Genomic DNA, 17,562 nt, shown 5'->3' with positions numbered 1-17,562 from the left:
CTCAGCGCTTCGCGTCGTAGTTGGTCATGACCGTGTAGAACGCCCATGACAGCAGGAGGATGATGAGGAAGTAGACCAGCGACATCGCGGCGGCCTGCCCGAGGTTGAATTCGCCGAGCGCCATCTTGACGAGGTCGATCGACAGGAAGGTGGTCGAGTTGCCGGGGCCGCCGCCGGTCAGCACGAAGGGCTCGGTGTAGATCATGAAGGAATCCATGAAGCGCAGCAGCACGGCGATCAAAAGCACGCGCTGCATCTTCGGCAACTGGATGTAGCGGAACACCGCCCAGCGCGACGCGCCGTCGATCTTGGCCGCCTGATAGAAGGCGTCGGGAATGGAGACCAGCCCGGCATAGCAGAGCAGCACGATCAGGCTCGTCCAGTGCCAGACGTCCATGATGACGACCGTGACCCAGGCGTCGAACGGATCCTGCACGTAGTTGTAGTCGATGCCGAGCGCGTTGAGATAATAGCCGAACAGGCCGATGTCGCTGCGCCCGAACACCTGCCAGATCGTGCCGACCACGTTCCACGGCACCAGGAGCGGCAGCGCCATCAGCACCAGGCAGACAGGGACGCCCCAGCCGCTGCGCGGCATGTTGAGCGCGATGAAGATGCCGAGCGGCACCTCGATGGCCAGGATGACGCCTGAGAAGATCAGGTTGCGGAACATCGATTCCCAGAAGCGGTTCGACGCCAGCAGTTCCTGATACCAGTCGACGCCGTTCCAGAAGAACTGGTTGTTGCCGAACGTGTCCTGTACCGAATAATTCACCACCGTCATCAGCGGGATGACAGCCGAGAACGCCACCAGCACGAGAACCGGCAGCACGAGGAACCAGGCTTTGTTGTTCCAGGTCTTTTCCACGGTCAGCCTCCCACCCCGGCACGCCCCTTCTCGACGCGCCCCATCTCGACCAGCCACGAATCGGCGTAGATGTTGATGCCGGCGGGGTCGAAGCTCAGTTTCGGCTCGGCGGGTATCTCTTCGTCCTCGCCGACGATCGCCGCCACGTCGCGTCCTTCGAGGCTTGCCCGCACCACCTTGTGGCGGCCGACGTCCTCGACCTTGGATACCGAAACCGGCATCCCTTCGCGGCCCACGCGCACATATTCGGGACGAATGCCGAGTTCCATGGCGCCGCCCTTGCTCTCGGGCGTGCCCGGCAGCTCGATCGACTGCGACCCGAGCTTCGCCCGGCGGCCATCGACCGAGACCGGCAGGAAATTCATGCCCGGCGAGCCGATGAAATAGCCGACGAAGGTATGCTTCGGCCGCTCGAACAGTTCGGCCGGCGTGCCGATCTGGACGATGCCGCCGTCATACATGACCACCACCTGATCGGCGAAGGTGAGCGCCTCGGTCTGGTCATGGGTGACGTAGACCATGGTGTAGCCGAAGCGGCGGTGGAGCTGCTTCAACTGCGAGCGCAGCACCCATTTCATGTGCGGGTCGATGACGGTGAGCGGCTCGTCGAACAAGACGGCATTGACATCGGAGCGCACCAGGCCGCGACCGAGCGAGATCTTCTGCTTCTGATCGGCGGTAAGCCCCCTCGCCTTGCGTTTGGCCCAATCCGCCAGGTCGATCATGTCAAGCGTCTCGCGCACGCGGCGATCGACCGCATCGGCCGGCACGCCGCGATTGCGCAGCGGGAAGGCCAGATTATCGTAGACGGTCATCGTGTCGTAGATGACCGGGAACTGGAAGACCTGCGCGATGTTGCGCTCTTGCGTGGACAGGCCGGTCACATCCCTGCCGTCGAACAGCAGGCTGCCGTGCGAGGGCTTGAGCAGGCCCGATATGATGTTGAGCAGGGTGGTCTTGCCGCAGCCCGAAGGGCCGAGCAGCGCGTAGGCGCCGCCGTCCTGGAACGTATGGTCGACTTCCCTGAGCGCGAAATCGGACTCCTTCGACGGGTCGGGAAGATAGGAATGGCGGATGTGGTTGAGGTCTATGCGGGCCATCTTTCGCTCCTCACGCCGCCATCTTGCGAGTGGCCGCCATCGAGCGCCCCTGCTCGTCGAAAACCATGAGATGACGGGGGTCGATGAACACCTCCACCTCCTCGTCGGGCGCGAACTCGCGGATGCCTTGTGCCAGCATCACCCAGCGCGCGTCGGCGAAGTGCAGATGCACAAAGCTTTCGGAGCCGGTGATCTCGGTGATCAACACCTTGGCGCGAACCGGAACCGCCGCCGCATTGGGTCGTTCGAGGGACAGATGATGCGGCTGGAAGCCGATCGTGTAGCTTGCATCGGCAATGCCGGCCAGATCGGCGGGCACCGGCAGGTCCACCCCGCCGTCCAGGCGGAAATTACCGCCGGATTTGCGCAGCACGATCGTGTTGAGCGGCGGATCGGCGAAGGTCTTCGCAGTGACGATATCGACCGGCCTGCGGAACACCTCGACCGTCGGGCCGAACTGCGTCACCCGTCCTTCGCTCAGCGTCGCCGTGTTGCCGCCGAGCAGCAGCGCCTCGTGCGGCTCGGTCGTGGCATAGACGAAGATAGTGCCCGACTCGGCGAAGATTTTCGGCAGTTCCTCGCGCAGTTCCTCGCGCAGCTTGTAGTCGAGATTGGCCAGCGGCTCGTCCAGCAGCACGAGGCTGGCGTTCTTGACGATGGCGCGCGCCAGCGCCGTGCGCTGCTGCTGGCCCCCCGAGAGGTTGAGCGGCGTGCGGTCGAGATAGGGCGTCAGCTTCAACAGATCGGCGGCCTTGCGAACCTCCCCGTCGATCCTGGCCTTGTCCACGCCGGCCACCCGCAAGGGCGAGGCGATGTTCTCGTAGACCGTCATGGCCGGGTAGTTGATGAACTGCTGGTAGACCATCGCGACGCTGCGCTGCTGCACGGGCTTGTCGGTCACGTCCTTGCCGTCGAACCAGACAGAGCCCGTAGTCGGCGCATCGAGTCCCGCCATCAGTCGCATGAGACTGGTCTTGCCGGACAGCGTCGGCCCCAGCAGCACGTTCAGGGAGCCGTGCTCCAGCGTCAACGACACGTCACGGATGTGCGTGACGCCGCCCACGACCTTCGACACGTTGCGCAGTTCCAGCATTCACTTCTCCCCCGATACGAGCGCTATTCCGCCGCTTCCGTCCTTCCGGCGTCCAGCTCTCGCATGAATTCGTCCAGTGCGGCCGCCTGTTCGCGGCTGAGATGCAGGCCGCGCTTGGTGCGCCGCCACAGAACATCCTCCCCCGTGACGGCCCACTCATTCTCGACAAGATAGCGCACTTCGGCCTCATAGAGATCGGCGCCGAAATTGCGCCCGAGATCGGCGACGGACCGTGCCAGCCCCAGCAGCTTGCGCGCACGCGTACCGTAGAGCCGGGTCAGCCGTCGCGCCAGCCTCGCATCGAGAAACGGATAGGCGCTCTTGAGCTTGCCGACTTCCACGTCGAATCCGGTCACCGGGAAGTCGCCGCCCGGCAACGGTGCCTCCGCCGTCCACGATGGGCCGCGCCGGCCGAGAAAGCCCTCGATCTTTTCCAGCATATGTTCGGAAAGGCGGCGGTAGGTGGTGATCTTGCCACCGAAGGCGTTGATCAGGGGTGCCCTGCCCTCGCCGCCCTCGGCCTTCAGCACATAGTCGCGCGTCGCTTCCTGGGCCTTCGACGCGCCATCGTCATAGAGCGGGCGCACCGCCGAATAGGTCCAGACGATGTCGGCCCGCCGCACGGACTCGATGAAATACTCGCTGGCGGCGGCGCACAGATAGTCGATCTCCTCCTCGGAAATCCTCACGTCGTGCGGATCGCCGGGATAATCGCGATCGGTCGTTCCGATCAGCGTGAAATCCTCCTCGTAAGGAATGGCGAAGATGATGCGGCCGTCCTTGTTCTGGAAGAAATAGGCGCGCGGATCGTCGAACTTCTTCTTCACGACGATATGGCTGCCCTGGACCAGGCGGACGTTGTGAACGTCGTTGCGGCCGACGGCCTCCGACAGGACATGATCGACCCAGGGACCGGTCGCATTGACCAGCAGGCGCGCCCGCACTTCTTCCCTATCGCCGCTTTGCGCGTCTTCCAGGACGACGGTCCAGCCGTCGCTCTCGCGGCGCGCGCTGACGACCTTCGTGCGCGTGCGGATCACCGCGCCGCGATCGGCGGCGTCGCGCGCATTCAGGGCGACCAGGCGGGCGTCGTTGACCCAGCCGTCGGAATATTCGAACGCTTTCGAAAACAACGGCTTCAACGGCTTCGCCGCCGGGTCGCCGCGCATGTCGAGCGTGCGGGTCGCCGGCAGCAGCTTCCTGCCGCCGATATGGTCGTAGAGGAAAAGCCCGAGCCGCAGCATCCACGCCGGCCGCTGCCCGCCGCTGAAGAACGGGAGCACGAAGCGCATGGGCCAGATGATGTGCGGCGCGTTGCGCCACAGCACCTCCCGCTCCATCAGCGCCTCGCGCACGAGCCGGAATTCGAAGAACTCGAGATAGCGCAGGCCGCCGTGAATGAGCTTGGTGGAGCCGGATGAGGTGCCGCTCGCCAGATCGCCCATCTCGGCGAGGAAAACGGAAAACCCCCTGCCCGCCGCATCACGGGCGATGCCGCAGCCGTTGATGCCGCCGCCGATGACGAAGACGTCAACCATCGGGGTTGCGCTCACCATGTCCCTCCCGCGATTTCGCACTGCAACATTATTGTTTGTTTCGAAACCGTCTCGCGATTATTTCGAAATCAGAACGAATGTCAAACGAAAACGTGACCTGCGTCTCGACGGAGAGAAGATGTCGCTATTCCAAGGCGGTTTCCAGAAGCTCGACTTCGGATTCCTGGCAGATCCGGCGGATCGAGGGAATGTCGCAGCGGTCGGTGATGAAAGTGTCGACTTGGCTGAGATGGCCGATGCGCACCGGCGCGGTGCGCTCGAACTTGGTCCGGTCGGAAACGAAGATAACGTGCCGGGCGTTCGCGATGATCGCCTGCGCAACCTTCACCTCGCGGAAATCGAAATCGAGCAACGCCCCGTCATGATCGATGGCGGACGCACCGATGACGGCGTAATCGACCTTGAACTGCTTGATGAAATCGACGGCCGCTTCGCCGACGATGCCACCGTCGGAGCCGCGCACGACCCCGCCCGCGATGACGACCTCTATGGAAGGATAGACGCGCATCCTATTGGCAACATTGATGTTATTGGTGATGACCATGAGGCCGGCATGATCGAGAAGAGCTTTGGAGACCGCCTCGGTCGTGGTGCCGATATTGATGAACAGCGACGCGTTGTCGGGGATGAGCCGTGCGGCGGCGCGGCCTATCGCCTCCTTTTCGTCGGCAGCGATCTTGCGGCGCGCCTCGTACTCCATATTCTCGATGCCGGACGGAAACAGCGCCCCGCCGTGGATGCGGGTGAGCAGGCGCTGGTCGCAGAGATCGTTGAGGTCCTTGCGGATGGTCTGGGGCGTGACCGCGAAATGCCCGGCCAGTTCCTCGACGAGCACGCGCCCGTTGTCCTTGGCAAGCTGGATGATTTCCGAATGACGCGGCGACAGATACATCTCGATCCCTCCCGTTTTCGTTTTCAATAGTCATAAAGGAAAACGAAAACGATGCAAAGGCATGAGCCGGCTAATCGAAACTGCCTGTTTGCAAAGCGGAAAGCGGCTTTTCCAACTCCCGCCCGCTATCGGTCCGTCCGGCGGGCGATTTCGGTGATTGCGCGGAACGCCTGATCGACATCCGCCTCGGTCGTGGCGAAGGCGCCCGCCTGGAAACGGATGGCGACGCGTCCGTCGACCGTCGTCTGCGTCAGATAGATGCGGCCGTCGTCGTTGATCGCATTCACCAGGGCGAGGTTATGCGTGTCGGAATCCGTTTCTGCCGTCCGATGGCGAAACGAGAACAGCGACAGCATCGGCTCGGTGACGATCTCGAAGTCGGGTTCGGCGGCCAGGCGGCGCGCCAGCCCGGTACTCCACGCGACATGGTTGCGGATCATGGTGCGCAGGCCCTCCAGCCCGTGCACCCGCAGCAGGAACCACAGTTTCAACGCGCGGAAGCGGCGCCCCAATGGCACCGACCATTCGGAATAGTTGACGATTCCGTCATGGCCATGGGTCTTCAGATAATCAGGCCGGATCGCCAGCGTACGGACATGGCTTTGCGGATCGCGCAGGAACTGGATCGAGCAGTCGAACTGCGCGCCCAGCCATTTGTGCGGATTGAAGACGATGGAATCGGCACTCTCCGCGCCCGCCCAGAAATGCCGGTATTCCGGACAGATCATGGCGGAGCCCGCCCAGGCGGCATCCACATGCAGATAAAGCCCGTGCCTTTTCGCCACCGCGGCGACCGCGGCGATGTCGTCGGTTGCGCCGGTGCTGGTGCCGCCCACACACGCGACGATGCCGGCGGGCAGCAGGCCGGCGGCGCGGTCGGCCAGGATCGCGGCGTCCAGTGCCTCAGCGTCCATCGCGCGCCAGCGACCGGCCGTGGGAATGCGGACCAGATTGCCCTCGCCGATCCCGGCCACCCATATGGCGCGGTCGACGGATGTGTGCACCTGGTTTGACGAATAGACCCGCACGGCGGCCTGCCCCGCCAGGCCCTTGCCGTTGCCCTGCCAGTTCAGCGCCTTTTCGCGCATCGTCAGCACGGCGGCGAGCGTCGCCGACGAGGCCGAATCCTGGATGACTCCGGAAAACCCTTCAGGCAGGCCGAGCGCCTGGCGCATCCAATCCACCACGCGCGTCTCAAGTTCGGTGGCGGCCGGCGAGGTCTGCCACAGCATGCACTGTGCGGCCATGGCCGACACCAGATATTCGGCGACCACCGAAACCGGCGCGGAGTTGGCCGGAAAGTAGGCGAAGAAGCGCGGATGCTGCCAGTGCGTCATGCCCGGCAGGATCTTTTCCTCGAAATCGGCGAAGACCGTTTCCATCGATTCCGCCTGCTCGGGCGGCGACGCCTCTATGGAGCGGAATACGGCGCCCGGCTCCATGCGCGGCCGCACGGGTTTTTCGGGCAGCGAGCGGCGATAGTCCACGCCCCAGTCCGCTGCGCGCCGCGACCACTCGCGAAAGCTGTTCTCGTCCAAGGCGCTCCTCCAGGCGGACGGGTTGGTTCTTTCCTAACTCCAGACTGGCCTGTGCAAAACGGACGCCACCGGCCGGGCTGTTCCGGAAAACGAGGCTAGCCGGGAAAGTCCGGCAATTGCAGGAAGGCGTTCCGCAGCGCGTCCGACCAGCCTTCGGAAATGGTGCGATAGTAGGGATCGTCCTGCGCGATGCGCTTCTTCATCCCCACCTTGAACGTGTCCTTCTCGTAGAACAGCAGGTCGAGCGGCAGGCCGACCGAAAGGTTGGACTTGAGCGTGGAGTCGAAGGAAACCAGCAGCAGTTTCGCCGTCTCGGCGAAGCTGGCCTTCCGGTCGTAGGCGCGGATGATGATCGGCTTGCCGTATTTCGTCTCGCCGATCTGGAAGAAGGGCGTGTCCTCGCTCGACTCGATGAAATTCCCTTCCGGGTAGATCATGAACAGGCGCGGCTCGCTGCCCTTGATCTGCCCGCCGAGGATGAAGGAGGCGTTGAAATAGGAATCCGCCTTCTCGCCGACCGGCGCCGACGAGGCGATGACCTCCTTCACCGTGTCGCCGACCATGCGCACCGTCTGGTACATGGACGGCGTCTCGAGCAGTGTCTGGTGACGCTCGGAGATTGCCTTGGCGCGCTCGTCCAGCAGGCTGACCACCGCCTGCGTGGTGGCGAGATTCCCGGCCGACATGAGCACGATGACGCGCTCGCCGGGTTGCTCCCAGACATGCATCTTGCGAAAGGTGGAAATGGAATCGATGCCCGCATTGGTGCGAGTATCGGACATGAACACGAGTCCGCGGTCGATCTTCAGGCCAACGCAATACGTCATGGAATCTCTTCAGGCGTCACGCTCCAGCGTGGATTACTGCTCTACGGTAATCGTTACCGCAAGCGCTTCCTGCGCCTGACCAAGGCGAATCCCCGAAACTGGTGCAGCGTCGCGATAATCCCTGCCCGTCGCGACCCTCACATAGCGCTCGTCCGGTGAAATGCCGTTCGCCACGTCGAAGGCGACCCAGCCCAGGCCGTTCACATAGGCTTCCGCCCAGGCGTGGCTCGCGGCCTGCTCGATCGTGCCGTTCATCATCAGGTAGCCGCTGACATAGCGCGCCGGAAAGCCGATGACGCGCGCGGCGGAAATGAAGACATGGCTGTGGTCCTGGCATACGCCGGCGCCGAGCGCCAGCGCCTCTTCCGCCGAGGTCTCGATGCCGGTGGTGCCGGGCGTGTAGGCGACCTTCCCGGTGATCGCCGCCATCAGGCCGTGCAGCCTGTCGAGCTCGGATCCATCGGGGAGAGCGGCCGTCATGGCCCGAATGCCGTCGCCCGCCGCCGTCAATGCGGTTTCCTGACGGAAGACCCAGAGCGGCGCGAAGCCGGTATGCGGTCCATGAATGCCGGCCTTGTCACTGGTCTCGACCTCGCCGGATACCTCAACGACGATGGCGTGCGGAGCGCCCTCGACGCTCAGCAGGCGCGTGTCGTTGCCGAAATGATCGGGAAACTTCACCTCCTCGCGCGCACCTTCGATGGCCAGATTCCAGGAGCGCACGGTCTGCAGCGGCCCGCTGGAAGGCACCAGGCGCAACCGCTGCAGGGCGTAGGACACGGGTGCATCATAGCTGTATTCGGTTCGATGGGTGATCTTCAGCAGCATCAGTGAAACCGGTAGTCGAGGGCGATCTCGTCGCCGAGACGCGTGTTCTCGCGAATGAAGCCGGACAGGAACTCGTGGAGGCCGGCGTCGAAGATGTCCTTGATCGAGCCGACCTTGAGCGTGCCGTGTATTCCTTCGGCCATCGCGTGACAGGCATGGCGCGCGTCGTAGTCGCTGCCGAGGAAATTGAGATGCTCGAGGATGAAGCGGTAGCAGAAGGTCAGCGACCGCGGCATACGCGCGTTCAGGATCAGATAGTCGGCGATGTTGGTGGGCTTGTAGTCGGCGTCGTAGACCCAGCGGTAGGACCGGTGCGCCGAGACCGAGCGCAGGATGGATTCCCACTGATAGTTGTCGAGCGAGGAGCCGACCCAGGAGATCGATGGCAAGAGCACGTAGTATTTGACGTCGAGGATGCGGGCGGTGTTGTCGGCGCGCTCGACATAGGTGCCGAGCTGCGAGAAGTCGAAGATCTCGTTGCGCAGCATGGTGCCGTAGAAGGCGCCGCGGATCAGCGCCGTCTCGCGCTTGATGGCATCCAGCACCGTCGGCAGGTCGCGCTCATCGATCGGCCTGGCCAGAATACGCTTCAGCGCCATCCAGGCTTCGTTTATCGATTCCCAGGTTTCGCGGGTCAGCGCCGTGCGCACCATGCGCGCGTTGGCGCGCGCGGTCTCGATGGAGGAAAGCACGCTCGAAGGATTTTTGCAGTCCCGAAGCAGGAAATCGGAGACATTGGCGGCATTATGCTCCGAGTATTTCTGGCTGTAGGCCACATCCGACCCGGCGCTGATGACCACCGAGGCCCATTCGTCGGATGCGCTCTGTGTGCGGGTGAGCGCCATGCGCAGGCCGGCGTCCACCAACCGCGCCATATTCTCGGCCCGCTCGATATAGCGGTTCATCCAATAGAGACCGTTGGCGGTGCGGCCGAGAAGCATGTCATGCCGTCCTTCGGGCGAGTGAATGGTCAATGGTGAATGGCGAATGGACAAAGATTTCTCGAGCAGCTCCACTGAGCCTTGGCTTAGTTTCGCGATCGAAGCGACTATTCACCATTTTACCATTCACCATTCACCGGTTCAGTCATCCAACACCCACGTATCTTTCGTCCCCCCACCCTGCGATGAGTTGACGACCAACGATCCCTCTTTCAACGCAACCCTTGTGAGCCCGCCCGGCACGATCTGGATGCGGTCGGAGACCAGCACGAAGGGTCTGAGGTCGACATGGCGCGGTGCCAGGCCTTTTTCGGTGAGGATCGGACAGGTCGAGAGCGCCAGGGTCGGCTGGGCGATATAGTTGGAAGGCTTTGCCTTCAGCTTTTCCGCGAAGGTCTCGCGCTCCTTCTTCGAGGATGCCGGCCCCACCAGCATTCCGTAACCGCCGGAGCCGTGGACCTCCTTGATGACCAGTTCGGCCATGTGTTCCAGCACGTATTTGACGCTGTCCGGCTCCGAGCAGCGCCAGGTCGGGATATTGCCGAGGATCGGCTTGCGGCCGGTGTAGAACTCCACGATCTCGGGCATGTAGGAATAGATCGCCTTGTCGTCGGCGATGCCGGTGCCGGGCGCGTTGGCGATGGTGATGTTGCCGGCACGGTAGACGTCCATGATGCCGGGTACGCCGAGCGCGGAGTCCGGCCGGAACGTCAACGGATCGAGATAAGCGTCGTCAACGCGGCGGTAGAGCACGTCGACCTGCTTGTAGCCCTCGGTCGTGCGCATGGCGATATGGCCGTCGGAGACACGCAGATCCTGCCCCTCGACAAGCTGCACACCCATCTGGTCAGCCAGGAAGGCGTGCTCGAAATAGGCGGAGTTGAAACTGCCTGGCGTCAGCACGGCGATGGTGGGCGCACCGGCGACCCCATCGGGCTTCACCGCCGCCAGCGATTGGCGCAGCAGCGCCGGATAATTTTCGACCGGTCGAACCTTGATCTGCTGGAACAGCTCCGGAAAGAGCTGCATCATCGTCTCGCGGTTCTCCAGCATGTAGGAAACGCCCGAGGGCGTGCGCGCATTGTCCTCCAGAACGAAGAAATCATTCTCGCCGGTGCGCACGATGTCAACGCCGATGATGTGGGTGTAGACGCCGGCGGGTGGCCTCACGCCGATCATTTCCGGCAGGAAGGCATCGTTGCCGGCGATGAGTTCCTTCGGAATGCGGCCGGCGCGCAGGATCTCCTGCCGGTGGTAGATGTCGTCGAGAAAGGCGTTCAGCGCCTGGACGCGCTGTTCTATACCCTGCGTCAGCCGCCGCCATTCCTGGCCGGACATGATGCGCGGCACGATATCGAACGGTATCAGCCGTTCCGACGCTTCCTGCTCTCCATAGACGGCGAAGGTGATGCCGGTCTTGCGAAAGACGCGCTCGGCATCCTCCATCTTCTGCATCAGCCTGGCGGAGTCCTGCTCCCTCAGCCAGTCGTCATAGGCGGCGTAAGGCCGTCTCGTACCGGCGGTTTCCGGAAGCATTTCGTCAAAAGCGACCAATCGCGCACTCCCCGTGCCGCTATTTGAAAGTCGGCAAGGGAGAAAAATCAAGCGCAATCGGTTATTTGCGGGTCAGGACGCGCCGATTGGGAGAACCTGCCCGCTTTTTGGGCAACCACAACGGCGGCCGGGCAAGCGCTGCCTCTGCGCGCGGCACTCGTCGGAAAGCGGCGCTAGAATGCCCTGAAGGTGACGGTCGTGAACGTGTCCTTGATTCCGGAAATCACCTGGACCTTCTCGTTGACGAAATGCCCCACATCCACGTCGTCGTCGACATAGAACTTGGCCATCAGGTCGAAATTGCCGGCGGTGGAATAGATTTCCGAGGCGATCTCGGCGTCGGCCAGCGCGCTGGCGACCTCATAGGATTGGCCGAGGTCGCATTTGATCTGCACGAAAAACGTCTTCATCGCCTCACTCGCCTGTGCCGCATCGCCAGGCTGCCTTGTCGCAAACTCCCGGCCCGCTTTCAAGCGGGCCGGTGACAGCGGTAGGACGGTTCCTCAGGCGTTCGACCTGCGGGCGGCGTCCACGCTCCACGGTCCCGCGCCGGCGGCCGCCAGATAGAGGAAGACGAAGCAGAACAGTATCGCGCCTTCGCCCTTATTGACGATCGGAAAGAAGCTGTGCGGCGCATGTGCCATGAAATAGGCGACCGCCATCTGACCCGAAAGGATGAAGGCGACCGGACGGGTGAACAGGCCAAGCACGAGCAGCAGGCCACCGACGAGTTCCAGCATGCCGGCGAAGCCCATCAGGGAGAACAACACCGGGCCGGGATTGTCCGATGCCGGAAAATTCAGCAGCTTCATCGTACCGTGCTCCATGAACAGGAGCGCGGTCATGATGCGCAGCACCGACAAAAGACGCGGCGCCCAAACGGTCTCGAGGCTGGAAATCATGCTTTGATGGTCCTTTTCCTTGTTTCAACGTCTCGAAATGAGGATTATTCCCGTCATGAGCAAGTAAAAACTTGAATATCAATTTCACCTTTTTGTCAGGTGACCGGAGGCAGGTCGCCACGTTTCCAGCCTTCCGAGATTTCTTCGGTGCGCTGTTCGAACCTTCCCGCCTCTATCGCGCCGCGGATGTCCTGCATCAGGCTCTGGTAGTAGGCGAGATTGTTCCAGGTCAGCAGCATTGCGCCCAGCGCCTCCTGCGAGCGCACGAGGTGGTGCAGGTAGGCGCGGGAATAATCGCGGGCTGCCGGGCAGTCGCTTTCCTCGTCCAGCGGGCGCGGGTCGTCGGCGTGGCGCGCGTTCTTCAAATTGACCTTGCCGCGCCGCGTATACGCAAGACCGTGCCGCCCTGCCCTCGTCGGCATCACGCAGTCGAACATGTCGATGCCGCGCGCCACGGATTTGAGGATGTCGTCCGGCGTGCCGACGCCCATCAGGTAGCGGGGCTTTTCGGCCGGCAGTTCGGGACAGGTGATGTCGAGCATGTCCAGCATCACCTCCTGTGGCTCGCCGACCGCCAGCCCGCCGACGGCGTAGCCCTTGAGGTCCATGCCGGCCAGTGCCTGCGCGGACTTCACGCGCAGAGAAGCGCTATCGCCGCCCTGCACGATGCCGAACATCGCCTTGCCAGGCTGGTCGCCGAAAGCAGCCTTGCAGCGCTCCGCCCAACGCAACGACAGTTCCATCGCCCGCTCGATTTCCTTCTTCTCGGCCGGCAGCGCGACGCACTCGTCAAGCTGCATCTGGATATCGGAATCGAGCAGTCCCTGAATCTCGATGGAACGCTCGGGCGTCATCTCGTAAGGCTTGCCGTCGATATGGGAGCGGAAGGTCACGCCGCTTTCGCTAAGCTTGCGCAATCCGGCCAGCGACATCACCTGGAACCCGCCGGAATCGGTCAGGATCGGCCACGGCCAGCGGGCGAAGTCGTGCAGACCGCCGAGACTCGCCACCCGCTCAGCGCCGGGCCGCAACATCAGATGGTAGGTGTTGCCGAGGATGATGTCGGCGCCGACGCCGCGCACCTGCTCCATATACATGGCCTTGACGGTGCCGCCGGTGCCGACCGGCATGAAGGCCGGCGTCCGGATTTTTCCGCGTGGCATCGAGATCTCGCCGTGGCGGGCCTTGCCGTCGGTGGCGAGAATGGAAAAGGAAAACGGAGTGCTCATGGCCCTGCCCTTAGCGGCCACGGCGCGCCAAGACAATCGCTAAGCGGCCGCAGCGACGCTTGCCGCTTATCGATCACCCGAATACGCTTCCGCCGGTCGAGGCCAGAGTATTCGAGGGCAAAGGGTGATCGAGGGGTCCTGCCATTGCGGCGCGGTGCGCTGGCGCTTTGAAGCGACGCCGGAAGGCGCGACGGCCTGCAACTGCACCGTCTGCCGCCGCTATGGCGTGCTGTGGATATATGGTCACGAAGGCGAAGACGTGTTCGTGGACGGTCCGACAAAGGCCTATGCGCGCGGCAGGAAATATTTGAACTTCAACTTCTGTCCCGAATGCGGCTGCGTGGTCTCGTGGAGATCGAACCATATCGGCAAGAACGGCAGGCGGCGTCTTGCCGTCAATGTCAGGTTGGCCGAACCCGAGGCGGTCGCCGATATACCCATCGACCACTTCGACGGTTTGCACAGCTTCGAGGACCTGCCGCGGGACGGAAAGCGCGTGGCCGACTACTGGTTCTGACCGGATGCCGTCACGGCGTCGTCCCTGAACAGCAGGCTGGAATCGCCGTAGGAATAGAAGCGGTAACCGCTGTCGATGGCATGGCGGTACGCGCCGCGCATGGTTTCGAGCCCGCTGAAAGCGGAAACCAGCATGAACAGTGTCGAGCGCGGCAGGTGGAAATTGGTCATCAGCATGTCGGCGGTGCGGAAACGGTAGCCCGGCGTGATGAAGATGTCCGTCGGCCCCGACCACGCCTCGATCGTCCCGTCCTCCCTCACCGCGCTTTCGAGCAGGCGCAGCGACGTGGTGCCGACGGCGACGATACGGCTGCCCCTTCGCTTCGCCGCATTCAGCGCGGCGGCCGTTTGGGATGAGACGACCCCGACCTCCGAATGCATCCTATGGTCCGCCGTGTCGTCCGCCTTGACCGGCAGGAAGGTCCCTGCCCCGACATGCAGCGTGACGAACCGGCGCTCCACGCCCGCGGCGTCGAGCGCGGAGAAGAGGGCCTGCGTGAAGTGGAGGCCGGCGGTGGGCGCGGCGACGGCCCCTTCCTCCCGCGCATAGACGGTCTGGTAGTCGCTCAGGTCACGCGCATCGTCGTCACGCTTCGAGGCGATATAGGGCGGAAGCGGGATATGGCCGACCGCGTGCAAAGCTTCGTCGAGAAACGCGCCGGAAAGATCGAAACCGAGCAGCGCCTCGCCGCCGTCATGCTTTTCCAGAACCGTCGCGTCGAGTTGGCCGAGAAAGCAGGAATTGCCGTCATGGCCGAAATGGATGCGGTCGCCGACGGCGACGCGCTTGCCCGGCCGCATGAAGGCCAGCCAGCGGTCGGGCGCCGTGCGCATATGCAAGGTCGCTTCGACCTGCGCCGCCGCCTCGCCGCGCCGTCGGATGCCGCGCAACTGCGCCGGGATCACTTTTGTGTCGTTGAACACCAGGACGTCGCCGGCCCGAAGCAGCGAGGGAAGGTCGTTCACGGCACGGTCAGAAGGTTTCTCCCCCGGCCGCACCACTAGCAGCCGCGCGGCGTCCCGCGGCTCCGCCGGTCTCAGCGCAATGCGTTCCTCGGGAAGATCGAAATCGAAAAGATCAACTTTCATGGCCGAGGCAATAAACCGATGCGGCCGCTATCGCCACCGCCTTGTTGCAGCACCTCCACTAGGAACACGTCGTTTCAGTTTCTGTCAGGAAAGAACAACGACAGGGAAGCGAATTCCCGCGATCAACTTGCGGTTCGCAATCGGCAGGGTACTCTTCTGCCGCTTTCGCAAAAACGGCTCGGGAGATCACATGGGCAAAGTGCGTGTCGGCGGGTTCGCGGTATCTCTCGACGGTTATTCGGCCGGCCCAGACCAGAGCCTTGAAAATCCGCTTGGCAAGCGCGGACCGGAAATCTTCCAGTGGTTCTTCCACACGAAGACGTTCCGGGCGATGCACGGTGAAGGTGAAACAGGCGACTCCGAGGGTTTAGACGAAAAATACGCCTTCCGCGCGATGGACGGCTTCGGCGCCTTCATCCTCGGCCGCAACATGTTCGGGCCGATCCGTGGCGACTGGCCGGACGAGGACTGGAAGGGCTGGTGGGGCGACAATCCGCCCTATCACGCCCCGACGTTCGTGCTGACCAACCATCCGCACGATCCAATTGTCATGGAAGGCGGCACGACCTTTTATTTCGTTACCGACGGCATCGAGTCCGCACTGGACAAAGCGAGAAAGGCGGCTGGAGATCTGGACGTGAAGATCGGCGGCGGTGTCTCGACCGTGCGGCAGTATCTGCAGGCGCGTCTGGTGGACGAGATGCACCTTGCGGTCGGGCCGGTCCTGCTCGGTCGTGGCGAGAACCTGTTCGAGGGGCTCGACCTCGACGCGCTCGGCTATGCCGTCACTTCAATGGAACAGTCCGAACGCGCCATGCATGTGGTGGTGACGAAGCGATAGCGGACAGCCGTCAGGTCAGCCGTACCAGCAGCGCGCCGGCCAGAAGAAGCACCGCACCGACGATGCGCCCGAGCGAAATCTCGCGCACCGCAATGCCGAGAAATCCGATCCGGTCGAGCACCATGCCGGCCATAAGCTGACCCGCGACGAGAAACGCCATCAAGGCGGCCGTGCCGATGCGCGGGATCAGGATCGTCGAGAGCGTGACATAGAAGCCGCCGAGCACGCCGCCGGCCACGAACAGCCACGGCGCCGGCGCTTTCCAGTCGAGCGCGATCCCGTCGAAGCGCGTCACGACGATCGAGATGATGCCGAGCACGATCGCACCCGACAGGAACGAGAAGGCGGCGGCGGCCACGGGCAGGCCGAGCCCGCGCGCAAGCTGCGCATTGATCGGCGCCTGCACGGCAATGAAAGCGCCCGACAGGATGCCGAGCAGCGACCAGACCAGCCCCATTCCATGTTCTCCCGCTTTAAGTGGCACACACCGACCGTCATTCCGGGGCTGCGCAGCAGAACCCGGAATCCAGAGCGGTAACGTTGCCAATCCGAGACTGCGCGAGCAAGACCGGCGTACTAGATTCCGGATTCCGCTGCGCAGCCCCGGAATGACGCGAATGGATGTCAGGCCGCCACGTCGGCGGCGACCTTCAGCGAGACGATCTTGTCCGGGTCCTGCACGGGTTCGCCACGCTTGATCTTGTCGACGTTGTCCATGCCTTCGATCACCTGCCCCCAGACGGTGTACTGGCGATTGAGGAACGAGGCATCGTCGAAGCAGATGAAGAACTGGGAGTTGGCCGAGTTCGGGTTCTGCGCGCGCGCCATCGAGCATGTGCCGCGGCCGTGGTTCATGTTGTTGAACTCGGCCTTCAGGTCCGGCTTGTCGGAACCGCCCATGCCGGCACGGGACGGGGCGTAGTTCGGGCTGCTGGAATTGCCGAACTTCACGTCGCCCGTCTGCGCCATGAAGCCGTCGATGACGCGGTGGAAAACGACGCCGTCATAGGCGCCCTCACGCGCCAGTTCCTTGATGCGCTTGACGTGGTTGGGCGCCAGGTCCGGCAGCATCTCGATGACCACCTTGCCCTGGGTCGTTTCCATGATGAGCGTGTTTTCGCGATCCTTGATGTCGGCCATTTTTAAAATCCTTTCGTGATTGCCACAATCGATGCCGGTTGAATTACTTGTCCGCCGCGATGCGGACCTTGACCATACGGTCGGGCTGGGACACCGCGCCGTTCTGCGCGTCGTCGCCCTTCCTGATCTTGTCGACAGCCTCCATACCGCTCTCGACATCGCCGACGACCGTATACTGCCCGTCGAGCGGCGGCGCCGGCGCGAACATGATGAAGAACTGCGAGTTGGCGGAATTCGGGTCCTGCGAACGCGCCATGCCGACGACGCCGCGCACGAAATGCTCACTGGAGAATTCGGCGGGAAGGTCCGGCAACTCGGAGCCGCCCGTGCCGACCAGATTCGGATCGAAGCCCTTCTTCATGTTGCCGAACTTCACGTCGCCGGTCTGCGCCATGAAGCCGCCGATGACGCGATGGAAGGCGACGTTGTCATAGGCATGCTCGCGCACCAGTTTCTTGATCTGGGCGACATGCTTGGGCGCGAGGTCGGGCCTCAGCGCGACCGTCACGTCGCCGTCCTTCAACGTGATGACCATCGTGTTCTCGGGGTCGGCGGCAAGCGCCGAAGTGGCGCCGCCCGCTAGGGCGGCAAGAATGACGAGCGAGGCAGCGAGGCCCTTGAGCTTCATGGAACGTCTCCGACAGAAAC

At 63.2% G+C, this 17,562-nt stretch carries 19 protein-coding genes; 2 read left to right on the top strand and 17 right to left on the bottom strand.

The genetic code is table 11. From position 1 onward, the window contains the following. Window position 1: 1 nt before the first annotated feature. The 13 genes from ABMA46_RS13550 to tgt form a co-directional block, all read right to left on the bottom strand. Window positions 2–868: a carbohydrate ABC transporter permease gene (locus tag ABMA46_RS13550; protein WP_349000061.1), complete on the bottom strand. Its 867-nt coding sequence runs from the start codon at window positions 866–868 to the stop codon at window positions 2–4. A gap of 2 nt (window positions 869–870) precedes the next feature. Further along, window positions 871–1,968: an ABC transporter ATP-binding protein gene (locus ABMA46_RS13545; RefSeq protein ID WP_349000059.1), complete on the bottom strand. Its 1,098-nt coding sequence runs from the start codon at window positions 1,966–1,968 to the stop codon at window positions 871–873. Between the two features lie 10 nt (window positions 1,969–1,978). Continuing rightward, on the bottom strand, window positions 1,979–3,061 hold the full coding sequence (locus ABMA46_RS13540) for an ABC transporter ATP-binding protein (protein WP_349000057.1): 1,083 nt from the start codon (window positions 3,059–3,061) through the stop codon (window positions 1,979–1,981). Window positions 3,062–3,084: 23 nt separating this feature from the next. Continuing rightward, window positions 3,085–4,614, bottom strand: coding sequence for a glycerol-3-phosphate dehydrogenase (gene glpD / locus ABMA46_RS13535; protein WP_425475739.1), 1,530 nt, complete (start codon window positions 4,612–4,614; stop codon window positions 3,085–3,087). 127 nt (window positions 4,615–4,741) lie between these two features. Further along, window positions 4,742–5,509: a DeoR/GlpR family DNA-binding transcription regulator gene (locus ABMA46_RS13530; protein WP_349000053.1), complete on the bottom strand. Its 768-nt coding sequence runs from the start codon at window positions 5,507–5,509 to the stop codon at window positions 4,742–4,744. A 125-nt stretch (window positions 5,510–5,634) separates the two neighbouring features. After that, window positions 5,635–7,047, bottom strand: a complete 1,413-nt coding sequence (locus tag ABMA46_RS13525) for a pyridoxal phosphate-dependent decarboxylase family protein (protein ID WP_349000052.1) — start codon at window positions 7,045–7,047, stop codon at window positions 5,635–5,637. A 95-nt stretch (window positions 7,048–7,142) separates the two neighbouring features. Then, window positions 7,143–7,874, bottom strand: coding sequence for a proteasome-type protease (locus ABMA46_RS13520; RefSeq protein ID WP_349000050.1), 732 nt, complete (start codon window positions 7,872–7,874; stop codon window positions 7,143–7,145). A gap of 33 nt (window positions 7,875–7,907) precedes the next feature. Further along, the gene (locus ABMA46_RS13515; protein ID WP_349000049.1) at window positions 7,908–8,702 is read right to left on the bottom strand and encodes a transglutaminase family protein; all 795 of its coding nucleotides are present in this window, start codon (window positions 8,700–8,702) and stop codon (window positions 7,908–7,910) included. Continuing rightward, window positions 8,702–9,643 (bottom strand): alpha-E domain-containing protein, encoded by a 942-nt coding sequence (locus tag ABMA46_RS13510; RefSeq protein ID WP_349000047.1) that lies wholly within the window; start codon window positions 9,641–9,643, stop codon window positions 8,702–8,704. The genes ABMA46_RS13515 and ABMA46_RS13510 overlap by 1 nt, the downstream gene beginning before the upstream one ends. 141 nt (window positions 9,644–9,784) lie before the next feature. Further along, complete coding sequence (locus ABMA46_RS13505; protein ID WP_349000046.1) at window positions 9,785–11,197, bottom strand: circularly permuted type 2 ATP-grasp protein; 1,413 nt, start codon at window positions 11,195–11,197, stop codon at window positions 9,785–9,787. 173 nt (window positions 11,198–11,370) lie between these two features. Then, window positions 11,371–11,607 carry an Lrp/AsnC ligand binding domain-containing protein gene (locus tag ABMA46_RS13500; RefSeq protein ID WP_349000044.1) on the bottom strand — a complete coding sequence of 79 codons (237 nt, stop codon included), beginning with the start codon at window positions 11,605–11,607 and terminating at the stop codon, window positions 11,371–11,373. Window positions 11,608–11,700: 93 nt separating this feature from the next. Then, window positions 11,701–12,099 (bottom strand): DoxX family protein, encoded by a 399-nt coding sequence (locus tag ABMA46_RS13495; RefSeq protein WP_349000042.1) that lies wholly within the window; start codon window positions 12,097–12,099, stop codon window positions 11,701–11,703. A gap of 95 nt (window positions 12,100–12,194) precedes the next feature. Continuing rightward, window positions 12,195–13,328 (bottom strand): tRNA guanosine(34) transglycosylase Tgt, encoded by a 1,134-nt coding sequence (gene tgt / locus ABMA46_RS13490; protein ID WP_349000041.1) that lies wholly within the window; start codon window positions 13,326–13,328, stop codon window positions 12,195–12,197. 124 nt (window positions 13,329–13,452) lie between these two features. Here tgt and ABMA46_RS13485 point away from each other — a divergent pair, with 124 nt between their 5' ends. Beyond that, window positions 13,453–13,845 carry a GFA family protein gene (locus tag ABMA46_RS13485; RefSeq protein ID WP_349000039.1) on the top strand — a complete coding sequence of 131 codons (393 nt, stop codon included), beginning with the start codon at window positions 13,453–13,455 and terminating at the stop codon, window positions 13,843–13,845. On the opposite strand, the gene queA is transcribed toward ABMA46_RS13485, so the two are convergent. Continuing rightward, entirely contained in the window at window positions 13,833–14,933 is a 1,101-nt protein-coding gene (queA, locus tag ABMA46_RS13480; protein ID WP_349000038.1) for a tRNA preQ1(34) S-adenosylmethionine ribosyltransferase-isomerase QueA, read from the bottom strand. The two genes, ABMA46_RS13485 and queA, sit on opposite strands and share 13 nt — an antisense overlap. A 190-nt stretch (window positions 14,934–15,123) precedes the next feature. Between queA and ABMA46_RS13475 the strand changes: the two genes are divergently transcribed. Then, window positions 15,124–15,774 carry a dihydrofolate reductase family protein gene (locus tag ABMA46_RS13475; RefSeq protein ID WP_349000159.1) on the top strand — a complete coding sequence of 217 codons (651 nt, stop codon included), beginning with the start codon at window positions 15,124–15,126 and terminating at the stop codon, window positions 15,772–15,774. A 10-nt stretch (window positions 15,775–15,784) separates the two neighbouring features. Here ABMA46_RS13475 and ABMA46_RS13470 read toward each other — a convergent pair whose 3' ends face one another. The 3 genes from ABMA46_RS13470 to ABMA46_RS13460 form a co-directional block, all read right to left on the bottom strand. After that, window positions 15,785–16,231, bottom strand: coding sequence for a DMT family transporter (locus ABMA46_RS13470; RefSeq protein WP_349000036.1), 447 nt, complete (start codon window positions 16,229–16,231; stop codon window positions 15,785–15,787). A 167-nt stretch (window positions 16,232–16,398) separates the two neighbouring features. Next, a complete protein-coding gene (locus ABMA46_RS13465) occupies window positions 16,399–16,914 on the bottom strand; it encodes a peptidylprolyl isomerase (RefSeq protein ID WP_349000034.1) in 516 nt (171 codons plus the stop codon). A 43-nt stretch (window positions 16,915–16,957) separates the two neighbouring features. Next, window positions 16,958–17,542, bottom strand: a complete 585-nt coding sequence (locus ABMA46_RS13460) for a peptidylprolyl isomerase (protein WP_425475738.1) — start codon at window positions 17,540–17,542, stop codon at window positions 16,958–16,960. Between the last annotated feature and the right edge of the window lie 20 nt (window positions 17,543–17,562).

The sequence above is a fragment of the Mesorhizobium hunchu genome (assembly GCF_040081975.1).
Lineage (GTDB): Bacteria > Pseudomonadota > Alphaproteobacteria > Rhizobiales > Rhizobiaceae > Mesorhizobium > Mesorhizobium hunchu.
Note: the sequence above shows the minus strand (reverse complement) of the source record. Positions and strands in the feature narration are given on the sequence as shown.

Coding starts and splice junctions, on each gene's coding strand:
- ABMA46_RS13460 (WP_425475738.1), bottom strand. CDS start 17,542: ATGAAGCTCAAGGGCCTCGCTGCCTCGCTCGTCATTCTTGCCGCCCTA.
- ABMA46_RS13540 (WP_349000057.1), bottom strand. CDS start 3,061: ATGCTGGAACTGCGCAACGTGTCGAAGGTCGTGGGCGGCGTCACGCAC.
- ABMA46_RS13470 (WP_349000036.1), bottom strand. CDS start 16,231: ATGGGGCTGGTCTGGTCGCTGCTCGGCATCCTGTCGGGCGCTTTCATT.
- ABMA46_RS13520 (WP_349000050.1), bottom strand. CDS start 7,874: ATGACGTATTGCGTTGGCCTGAAGATCGACCGCGGACTCGTGTTCATG.
- ABMA46_RS13475 (WP_349000159.1), top strand. CDS start 15,124: ATGGGCAAAGTGCGTGTCGGCGGGTTCGCGGTATCTCTCGACGGTTAT.
- ABMA46_RS13465 (WP_349000034.1), bottom strand. CDS start 16,914: ATGGCCGACATCAAGGATCGCGAAAACACGCTCATCATGGAAACGACC.
- queA (WP_349000038.1), bottom strand. CDS start 14,933: ATGAAAGTTGATCTTTTCGATTTCGATCTTCCCGAGGAACGCATTGCG.
- ABMA46_RS13495 (WP_349000042.1), bottom strand. CDS start 12,099: ATGATTTCCAGCCTCGAGACCGTTTGGGCGCCGCGTCTTTTGTCGGTG.
- ABMA46_RS13530 (WP_349000053.1), bottom strand. CDS start 5,509: ATGTATCTGTCGCCGCGTCATTCGGAAATCATCCAGCTTGCCAAGGAC.
- ABMA46_RS13545 (WP_349000059.1), bottom strand. CDS start 1,968: ATGGCCCGCATAGACCTCAACCACATCCGCCATTCCTATCTTCCCGAC.
- tgt (WP_349000041.1), bottom strand. CDS start 13,328: ATGAGCACTCCGTTTTCCTTTTCCATTCTCGCCACCGACGGCAAGGCC.
- ABMA46_RS13515 (WP_349000049.1), bottom strand. CDS start 8,702: ATGCTGCTGAAGATCACCCATCGAACCGAATACAGCTATGATGCACCC.
- ABMA46_RS13510 (WP_349000047.1), bottom strand. CDS start 9,643: ATGCTTCTCGGCCGCACCGCCAACGGTCTCTATTGGATGAACCGCTAT.
- ABMA46_RS13500 (WP_349000044.1), bottom strand. CDS start 11,607: ATGAAGACGTTTTTCGTGCAGATCAAATGCGACCTCGGCCAATCCTAT.